Annotated in this window: 6 protein-coding genes; 3 read left to right on the top strand and 3 right to left on the bottom strand. The window is 65.2% G+C overall.

Annotation, left to right across the window (positions count from 1 at the left end; genetic code table 11):
• Window positions 1–52 precede the first annotated feature (52 nt).
• Both SP6_RS11365 and SP6_RS11360 read right to left on the bottom strand, forming a co-directional pair.
• Window positions 53–1264, bottom strand: coding sequence for a CmpA/NrtA family ABC transporter substrate-binding protein (locus SP6_RS11365; RefSeq protein WP_007406764.1), 1212 nt, complete (start codon window positions 1262–1264; stop codon window positions 53–55).
• Window positions 1261–1842 (bottom strand): ANTAR domain-containing response regulator, encoded by a 582-nt coding sequence (locus SP6_RS11360; RefSeq protein WP_007406769.1) that lies wholly within the window; start codon window positions 1840–1842, stop codon window positions 1261–1263. The genes SP6_RS11365 and SP6_RS11360 overlap by 4 nt, the downstream gene beginning before the upstream one ends.
• A gap of 194 nt (window positions 1843–2036) precedes the next feature.
• On the opposite strand from SP6_RS11360, the gene SP6_RS11355 reads away from it, so the two are divergent.
• The 3 genes from SP6_RS11355 to SP6_RS11345 all read left to right on the top strand — a co-directional run bounded on the left by SP6_RS11355 (window position 2037) and on the right by SP6_RS11345 (window position 7281).
• Entirely contained in the window at window positions 2037–3062 is a 1026-nt protein-coding gene (locus SP6_RS11355; RefSeq protein ID WP_037569913.1) for an arabinan endo-1,5-alpha-L-arabinosidase, read from the top strand.
• Window positions 3059–4096, top strand: coding sequence for a glycoside hydrolase family 43 protein (locus tag SP6_RS11350; protein WP_007406758.1), 1038 nt, complete (start codon window positions 3059–3061; stop codon window positions 4094–4096). The genes SP6_RS11355 and SP6_RS11350 overlap by 4 nt, the downstream gene beginning before the upstream one ends.
• A gap of 278 nt (window positions 4097–4374) precedes the next feature.
• Window positions 4375–7281, top strand: coding sequence for a TonB-dependent receptor (locus SP6_RS11345; RefSeq protein ID WP_007406777.1), 2907 nt, complete (start codon window positions 4375–4377; stop codon window positions 7279–7281).
• A 152-nt stretch (window positions 7282–7433) separates the two neighbouring features.
• On the opposite strand, the gene SP6_RS11340 is transcribed toward SP6_RS11345, so the two are convergent.
• A complete protein-coding gene (locus SP6_RS11340; RefSeq protein ID WP_007406760.1) occupies window positions 7434–8879 on the bottom strand; it encodes a GH1 family beta-glucosidase in 1446 nt (481 codons plus the stop codon).
• Window positions 8880–8903: the final 24 nt, after the last annotated feature.

Here is an 8903-nt window from a genome sequence, read left to right as displayed (position 1 = left end):
TACACCCCTCCGACGCTCTTCGCGCGCCACCTCCCCTTGCAGGGGAGGACCGTTAAGGCAATTCCCGCAAATACCCCGGAATGTCATCCGGATCGAACGCCCGCCCGTCGAAAAACGGGTCGCTGCCCAGCACCAGTCGCCCCTGCGTCGAGCCCGCGCCGATCGGCTCGACCAGCGCACCCTCCAGCTTGGAACTCGCCCCCGGCAGCGGCGCGCCCGATCCGGCTAGCGCGGCGCGGTACAGGTCGGGGCGGAACACCCCTTGTGCGGTCGCGGCGTCGTCCGGCGAGAAGGGCATGCCCTCCCACCGCACCATCTGGGCATAGAGCCACGCTGCCTGGCTGCGCCATGGGAAGTTCGCCGCCTCGCGATATTGGAACATGAAGTCGGGATAGTTGACTGGCTCACCGCCCGGCACGACGCGGATGCGGTCGGTAATCGCGCGCAGGATCGCATCGACCGGCGCGTCCAGATAGTGCGGGCGGGAGAGGATGGCGGCACTTTCTTCCACCGTATCGGGATCGACGAAATGCGCCGCCGCCGCGTGCAGCGCGCGGATCAGGCGCAGGACACCGTCGCGCCGTTCCTCGGCTCGATCGCCGCGCAGCGCGAGCACCTTTTCCACCCCGCGCCGCCAGATTTGCGCGGTGGCGAGCGCGATTCGGCCCACGCCGCGATCCACCGCGATCGAGTTCCACGGCTCGCCGACGCAGATGCCGTCCACCTCTCCGGCGGCCAGCGCGTCGGCGGCGAAGGGCGGGCTGGTAACGACGATCTCGACATCACCGTCGGGACGGATGCCGACCCCGGCCAGCCAGTAACGGAGCATGTAATTGTGACTGGAATGGCGATGCACCACGCCGAAGCGAAGCGGCTTGCCCGCCTCCCGCCGCCGTTCCGCCACGGTCTTCAACGCCGTCCCGATCGCCACCGGGTCGCCCAAAGTCTCGCGCAGGCCGACCGCCTCGCCCAAGGTGGTCGAAAAGGTGATGGCATTGCCGTTCAGTCCCAGCACGAAGGGCACCGCCATCGGCACCGCCGGCCGATCCCGCCCCAAGGCGGTCGCAATGGCGAGCGGTGCGACGAGATGCGCCGCCTCGGTATGGCCATAGAGCAAGCGGTCGCGCACCGCCGCCCAGGTCACGTCCCGGACCAGCTCGATCTCGATCCCGGCCGCCTCGGCAAAACCGAGTTCGCGCGCCAGGATGGGCAGGGCGGCATCGACCAGCGGGAGGAAGCCGATGCGGAAAATCTCGGCGCTCATGGCAAGTCTCCCATCAACTGCTCGCTGGTCACGATCGCCTCGGCCACGTCGGCGATGCGGCGGTTGGTGGTCATGGCGTGGCTGCGCAGCAGGGCATAGGCGGCGGGTTCGTCGAGCCCGCGCCGCCGCATCAGGATCGCCTTGGCCCGGTCGATCACCTGCCGATCGGCCAGCGCGGTCCGGGCCTCGGCCAATTCGGTCTGAAGCCGTGAAAAGGCCTGGAAGCGGCGTACCGCCAAGTCGAGGATCGGTTTGATCCGCTGCTTGGCGAGACCATCTACGACATAGGCGGACACGCCCGCATCGACCGCCGCCATCGTCGCCTCCGGCTCCGACTGGTCGACGAACATCGCGATCGGCCGGTCGAGCGCGCGCGACATGGCGAAAAAATCCTCCAGCACGTCGCGGCTGGGATTTTCGAGGTTGATGAGCACGACCTCTGGCGCGGCGCGCTCCACCTGCGCGGCGAGCGGCCCGGCGGGGTCGATCACCACCAGATCAATCAAGCCCGCCTCGCGCAGCCCATCGGAGATGATCGCCGCGCGCGTGCTGCTGGTATCGATGATGGCGATCCGCATGACGGCGTGATGCCGCGTTGCCGGCGTCGCGACAAGGGGCGCATTTCCGTCATGACGAAGCATCGCGATACCATCGACTTGCGCTGGCTTATGTCCGACCATAAGGATCACGTCATAAAGGCGGGACGGCAGGACCTGTCCAATGATATGAGAGGATGTGGCGCGATATGGGCCCGCTTGGCCGATGCTCGATCATGCCCCGCGCACAGAAGCCGGGGAGGGCCCTTTGGCTGGCGCTGTTGCTGATCGGTGCGGCTCCTGCGCCGGATAAGGTCACGCCGCCGTTATCGGGGGACATCGTTCCCACGCACGATCCTGTCCTGATCCGCGAGGGCGATCGCTATTACGCCTATTCGACCGGGCAGCGGGGGCGGGTGCCGCTGGTCGCACGGCGTTCGCCCGACCTGATCCAATGGACCGCGCTGCCATCGCCGCTCGCCGCCATTCCGGGCTGGGCACTGGCCGCCGTTCCCGGCGCGCGGGATATATGGGCGCCCGATATTTCTCGGGTCGGCGGCCGCTACTGGCTCTATTACTCCGTGTCGACCTTCGGGAAACAGCGCTCGGTCATCGGCTTGGCCACCGCCGCGACGCTCGACCCGGCCAGCCCGCATTATGGCTGGCGGGATGAGGGGATGGTCGTCGCCTCGCAGGAGGGCGGTGCCTTCAACGCGATCGACCCGGCCTTTGCTCGCGATCGGCAGGGTGGGCAGTGGCTGGCCTTTGGCAGCTTCTGGGACGGCATCCAACTGGTGCGGCTCGACCCGCGGACCGGCAAGCCGGCGTCCGGCACCAAGATCCGCACGATCGCACGCCGTGCCGCCGGTGAGAGCGAAGGCGGCGGCAATGCGATCGAGGCGCCGTTCATCGTCGATCATGGCGGCTGGTATTGGCTGATCGTCTCGTTCGACCGCTGCTGTCGCGGGGTGAAGAGCAGCTATCATTTGCGTGTCGGCCGGGCCCGGTCGATCGAAGGGCCCTATCGCGACCGAGAGGGACGCGCGATGCTGGACGGCGGCGGGACGGTGCTTCTGCAGGCTGGCGCGACCGATCGTTATCGCGGGCCCGGCCATGCCGGCGTCCTGCGGGACCGCGACGGTCGGGATTACCTGATCCACCATGCCTATGATGCCGAGGCCGACGGGGCCTCGACATTGCGGATCGCCCGGTTGCGTTGGGATTCGCAAGGATGGCCATTTGTCGAAGGGGAGGCTTCATGACGGTAAACGGATTAACCCGGCGCGCGCTGGTCGCGGGCGGGGCGGCGCTGGCCGTGACACCGGCGCTGGCGCGGCGGATGTCGGCGGGGGAACGGGTGACAAACCCCCTGATCCGCCAGCGGGCCGATGCGCAGATCGCGCTTCAGGCGGATGGCCTCTATACCTTCATGGCGTCGGTCCCCGAATATGACCGGGTCGTGCTGCGCCGCGCCGCGACGATCGCGGGGCTCGCCACCGCGCCCGAGACGGTGCTGTGGCGGCGGCCCGCGACGGGCAAGATGGCCGGGCATATCTGGGCGCCCGAAATCCATCAGATCGATGGCCGCTGGTATGTCTATGTCGCGGCCGGGGATGGCGGCGATGTGTTCCATATCCGCACCTATGTCCTGCAATGCGACGGGTCCGATCCGGTCAAGGGGCGTTGGTCGGTGCTGGGGCAGTTGCAGACCCCGTGGGACACGTTCACGCTCGACTCCACGACCTTCGTCCATCGCGGCACGCGCTATCTCGCCTGGGCGCAGAAGGAGCCGGGGATCGACACCAACTCCAACCTCTATCTCGCGCCGCTGGCGACGCCGACCACGCTGGCGGCCAAGCCCGCCCGGCTGACCGTGCCGACGCTGCCCTGGGAGGTGCAGGGGTTCAAGGTGGCGGAAGGACCGGCGCCGCTGATCCGCAACGGCCGTATCTTCATGACCTATTCGGCGAGCGCGACCGACGCCCGTTATTGCATGGGAATGCTCACGGCGCGTGATGATGCCGATCTGATGGATCCGGCCGCCTGGACCAAGTCGCCCGAGCCCGTCTTCCGCACCGTGCCAGAGCGCCGCATTTATGGCCCGGGCCATAACAGCTTCACCGTCGACCGGGCCGGGCGCGACGTGCTGGTCTATCATGCCCGCGATTATGAGAAGATCACCGGCGATCCGCTTTACGATCCCAATCGCGATACGCGGGTGCAGCGTTTCGGCTACCGCGCCGATGGGACGCCCGATTTCGGCCTGCCGCTGGCCAATGGGCCGACGATGATCTGATTAAAAACGTTACGCCGGCCGCCTTCGGATTAACCCAGACAAAGAACTGAAATGTCGGCGTAATGGCGACATCAGGCCGATTTCCGGAATTGTCGAATGATTTCAATTATGATGGCGCTAACACACGCAAAAGTCGGTTTTCGGGCAGTGTGGCCTAAAATCCACGCTGTTACGGTGGTTTCATCGAACGTTCATAAAGCCTTGACGGCCGTCTAAGATAGTCAGACAAATGATCCCCAAGAGGCACCGAAAGCTCGGGCCCATGGAGGGGATCAGGAATGAAGCATCACGTCTTGTTGCTGTCGGCGGCGCCGCTGGCACTGATCGCGGCACCGGTCGCCGCGCAGCAGGCCAGCCCGGCGGAGGCGGCGCGTGCCGCCGATCCGAATGCGCCGATCGAGGCGCAGGCGCCCGTCGCGCAGGAACAGGCGACCGCCAGCGCCGCCGGCCGCAGCCCCGGCACCCAGGCGACCGAGAATCTCGACGGCAATGTCGATCCGCGCGACATCGTCGTCACCGGCTATCGCGCCAGCCTGGGCAGCGCGCAGGCGATCAAGCGCAATTCGGACGCCATCCTGGACGCGATCGTCGCGCAGGACATCGGCAAATTGCCCGACAACACGGCGGCCGAATCGCTGGCGCGTGTGACCGGTATCCAGGTGAACCGCTACAGCGACGAAGTGACCCAGGTTCTGGTGCGCGGTCTGCCCGACGTGGCGACGACCTTCAACGGCCGCGACATCTTCACCGCCGAGAATCGTCGCGCCGCGCTTCAGGATTTCCCCGCCGGTGCGCTCGCCGGTCTCGAAGTCTACAAGTCCGGCACCGCCGACCTGCTCGAGCCAGGTCTGGCGGGCCTGATCAACGTGCGCTCGCGTCGTCCCTTCGACTTCGATAAGGGCTTCACTATCGCCGGCGGCGTGCGCGGTACCTATAACGACCAGAGCAAGAAGTTCGACCCGCTGGGCAATCTGCTGATCAGCCAGCGCGCCGATACGGCGATCGGTGAGATCGGCTGGCTGATCAACGCCGCCTATACCCAGGCGCAATATCGCAACGCGGTGCGCTGGGGCGAGGGCAATACCGCTTCGCCGACTCCGGGCACGACAGTCCTGCCGGCATCGGTTGGTCGCAATTTCCAAATTCCGACGGCTGTCGGCGTCTATAACGACAGCGGCAAACGCTGGCGCCCGGCGATCAACGCCAGCGTCCAGTGGCGTCCGGCTCCTAATCTCGAACTTTACTATGACTTTCTCTACCAGGGTTATCGCGGCGAGATCGCCAATGACTGGTTCCGCGTGCCGCTGCTCGACAATAATCCGACGCTCAGCAATGTCGTGCTGCGCCCCGGTCAGCCCGAGCAGGTCGAAAGCCTGACCAAGATCGGCGGCTTCCGCCCCGAAGCGTATCGCAGCACGCGCAAGGGCTATACCAACACCTATCAGGCCGCCGGCGGCGCCAAATGGGATATCGGCCGCGCGCATCTGTCGACCGACCTGGCCTACACCAACTCGATGTATGGTGAGGACGAGTGGAGCTTCGACACCGCCTTCGCCGGTGCACCGACCGCCGATGTTCGCTTCTTCGTCGACAATGGCGTGTCGTTCGACCTGCCCGGTTTCGACAACAAGAATCCGGCCAACTACATCTGGCGCGGCTATTATGAAGCAACCTACCGGGTTCAGGGCAAGGGATGGCAGTGGCGCACCGACCTTGACCTCGAAACCGATGTCTCGCTGTTCCCGCGTCTGCAATTCGGCGTTCGCTGGACCGATCGTGACGCCTCGCTGCGCCGTGGCAATCGCTATGCCTATACCGAGCCCTTGGCGATCGGGCTGGCGCAGACGCCGACCGGCGATCTGGGGCTGACCCAGGATGCGTTCCGTACCAATCAGGGTTTCCGTAGCTGGCTGATGCCCAGCCGCGACGGGATCGCCGGCAATGCCGCTCAGTTGCGCCAATTCTCTTATGACGCCTTGCAGCGGCTGGTCGCCGCCAACCCCGGCGACACCGGTTATCGCGACGCGCTGGCGCGGTTCGCGACGCAGAATGTCCAGCTCGATCCGCTTCAGGCCTTCCTGGCGGATGAGCAGACCTATGCCTTTTATGGCCAGGCCAAATATGAATTCTATTTGGGCAGGGTGCGGTTCGACGGTCTGATCGGCACGCGCGTCGTTAATACGGTCGGCAATTATCGCGGTGTCTCGACGGTGGAGTTCAACGGCGTGCGGCGCAGCGAACCACGCTCGACGCGTGCCAATTATGTCGACGTGCTGCCCAATTTCTCGCTGCGCATCCGGCCCGACGACAAGCTGCAGATCCGCTTCGGTATCACCAAGACGCGGACCAAGCCGGAGTTCGGCCAGCTCAACCCGGCGCTGAACATCGCCCAGAACACGCAGGCGGTGATCCCCGACCAGCCGCTCGATCCGCGCTTCCCGGCGGGCCTCAACACGCGGCCCAATGCCTTCGGCAGCGGCGGCAACCCGGATCTGAAGCCGCTGACCTCGACCAACTATGACGCGACGGTCGAATATTATTTCTCGCCGACCGCCTCGATCACGGCGGCGGTCTTCTACCGCGACCTGAACGGCTTCATCAGCAATTACGTCAACCGGACGATCGACCCCTTTTATGGTCTGATCGAAATCAACCGGCCGGAAAATGCCGGCGCGGGCCGGATCAAGGGTGTGGAAGTGGGCGGTCAGACCTTCTTCGACTTCCTGCCGGGTCTCTGGAGCGGCTTCGGCGTCCAGGCGAACGTGACCTATCTGGAAGGCAAGCAGCGCTACCCGGCCAATCTGTTCGCCTCGAACGGCGGCACCACCGAAGCGCCGTTCGTGCCGATCACCGGCCTGTCGAAGTGGACGTACAATGTCGCGCTCTTCTACGAAAAGGGCGATGTTTCGACCCGCCTGTCGTTCAACAATCGCGATGCGTTCCTGAACGGCAACTTCATCAACGGCGATGGTTTCTACAATGGTGAGGGCACGACGCGCATCCAGCGTCTGGACTTCGCGTTCAACTACAACCTGACCAAGGAAATCACCGTCGCCTTCGACGCGGCAAACCTCTTGGCCAAGCCGTTCAACAATTATCGCAGCTATGGCAACGGCCTGTCCTACCCGCGCGATGTGCGCGACGAAGGCCGCTATTATGGTCTGGGCGTTCGCTTCCGCTTCTGATCCGACGTTTCCAATACCCTTTCCCCACTCCGGGCAGGAATGGCCAAGTGCCGTTCCTGCCCGAATTTTTTGAGGCGGCGGCACGGCGGGTGGACAAAAGAAAACCCCGCCGGTCGGGGGACCGGCGGGGTCTTTCCTGGCAGGTCTGTCGATCAGACCAGCGCGTTGCGGCGGATCAGTTCCTTATACCATAGCGCGCTCAGCTTCGGCGTCCGCTTCTGCGTGGCGAAGTCGACATGGTGGATGCCGAACCGCTTGCCATAGCCGTCGGCCCATTCGAAATTATCCATCAGGCTCCACAGGAAATAGCCCTTGAGCGGATAGCCCTCGGCGGCGGCGCGGCGGAACTGGCCCAGATAGTTACGCAGATACATGATCCGGTCCGAGTCATCGACCAGGCCCGATTTGTTGAGCGTATCGTCCGCCGAGGTGCCGTTCTCGGAGATGTAGATCGCCTTGGGCTTCCACAGCTCGCTGACCGCGCGCACGCCCCAATAGGCGGCCTCGGGGCCGACATAGAGCCAGGGCGAGGCCATGCGCGGCGACTGCGGGAGATGGGGCAGGGGGGTGTAGCCGCGCGGGTCGCTGGCATCGGCCTTGACGAAGGTCGGCGTGTAGATGTTGAGCGCGACGAAATCGAGCGGGCTGCCGATCGCGGCCATGTCGCCGGCCTGCACCTTGGGCGCGTTCGCCCCGGCCGAGGCCAGATAGCTGTCGATATAACGGCCTTCCATGACGGCGGTCAGGAACATCGCATTGTCGTCGCGGAACGCCTTCTTCGCCGCTTCGATATGCTCGGGCGTCTCGATCGCGGGGACATAGATATTGGCGTTGTCGGCGATACCGACCTCGGTGCCGGCCTTGGCGTTCGCGCGGATCGCCTGCACGCCCAGGCCATGGGCCAGCACGCCGTGATGGCGGACCTGGTTGACCAGCGCGGGTGCCAGCTTCAGGCCCGGCGCGTGGATGCCGACCATATGGCCCAGATCGGTGAAGCAGCGCAGCTCGTTGACCGTCATGAACCGGTGGACGCGATCGGACAGCTTGCCCGCCATGAAGCCCGCATAATCGGCAAAGGCCTTGGCGGTATCGCGGTTCTGCCAGCCTCCGGGCAGCGCCTGCGGCAGGTCCCAGTGGAACATGGTGACGTTAGGCTGGATACCGGCTTCGAGCAGCGCGTCGATCACGCGGTTATAATAGTCGATGCCCTTAGGGTTGGGCTTGCCGCGCCCCTCGGGGAAGATGCGCGACCAGGCGATTGACATGCGATACGCCTTGATGCCCAGATTGCGCATCAGGCCGATGTCTTCCTTGTAGCGGTGATAGCTGTCGCAGGCGACATCGCCGGTATCACCGTTCGCGACCTTGCCCGGCGTGTGCGAGAAGACGTCCCAATTGGTCTGGCCGCGCCCATCTTCGTTCACCGCGCCCTCGATCTGATAGGCGGCGGTGGCGGTGCCCCAGAGGAAGTCCTTGGGAAAGCTCTGGTCGAGCGGGGTCTGCGCGGTGGCACGGGCGGCGGCCAGCGTGCCGCCACCGGTGGCGAGGGCGGCGGTGCCCATCGCCATGCCGTGCTTCATGAAATGACGACGATCCATATTCGGGTACCTCTCCAGATAATC

Source organism: Sphingomonas paucimobilis NBRC 13935, from assembly GCF_000739895.2.
Classification (GTDB): Bacteria; Pseudomonadota; Alphaproteobacteria; order Sphingomonadales; family Sphingomonadaceae; genus Sphingomonas; species Sphingomonas paucimobilis.
The sequence above is the reverse complement of the archived record's forward strand: the minus strand, read 5'-3'. Positions and strand labels throughout refer to the sequence as shown.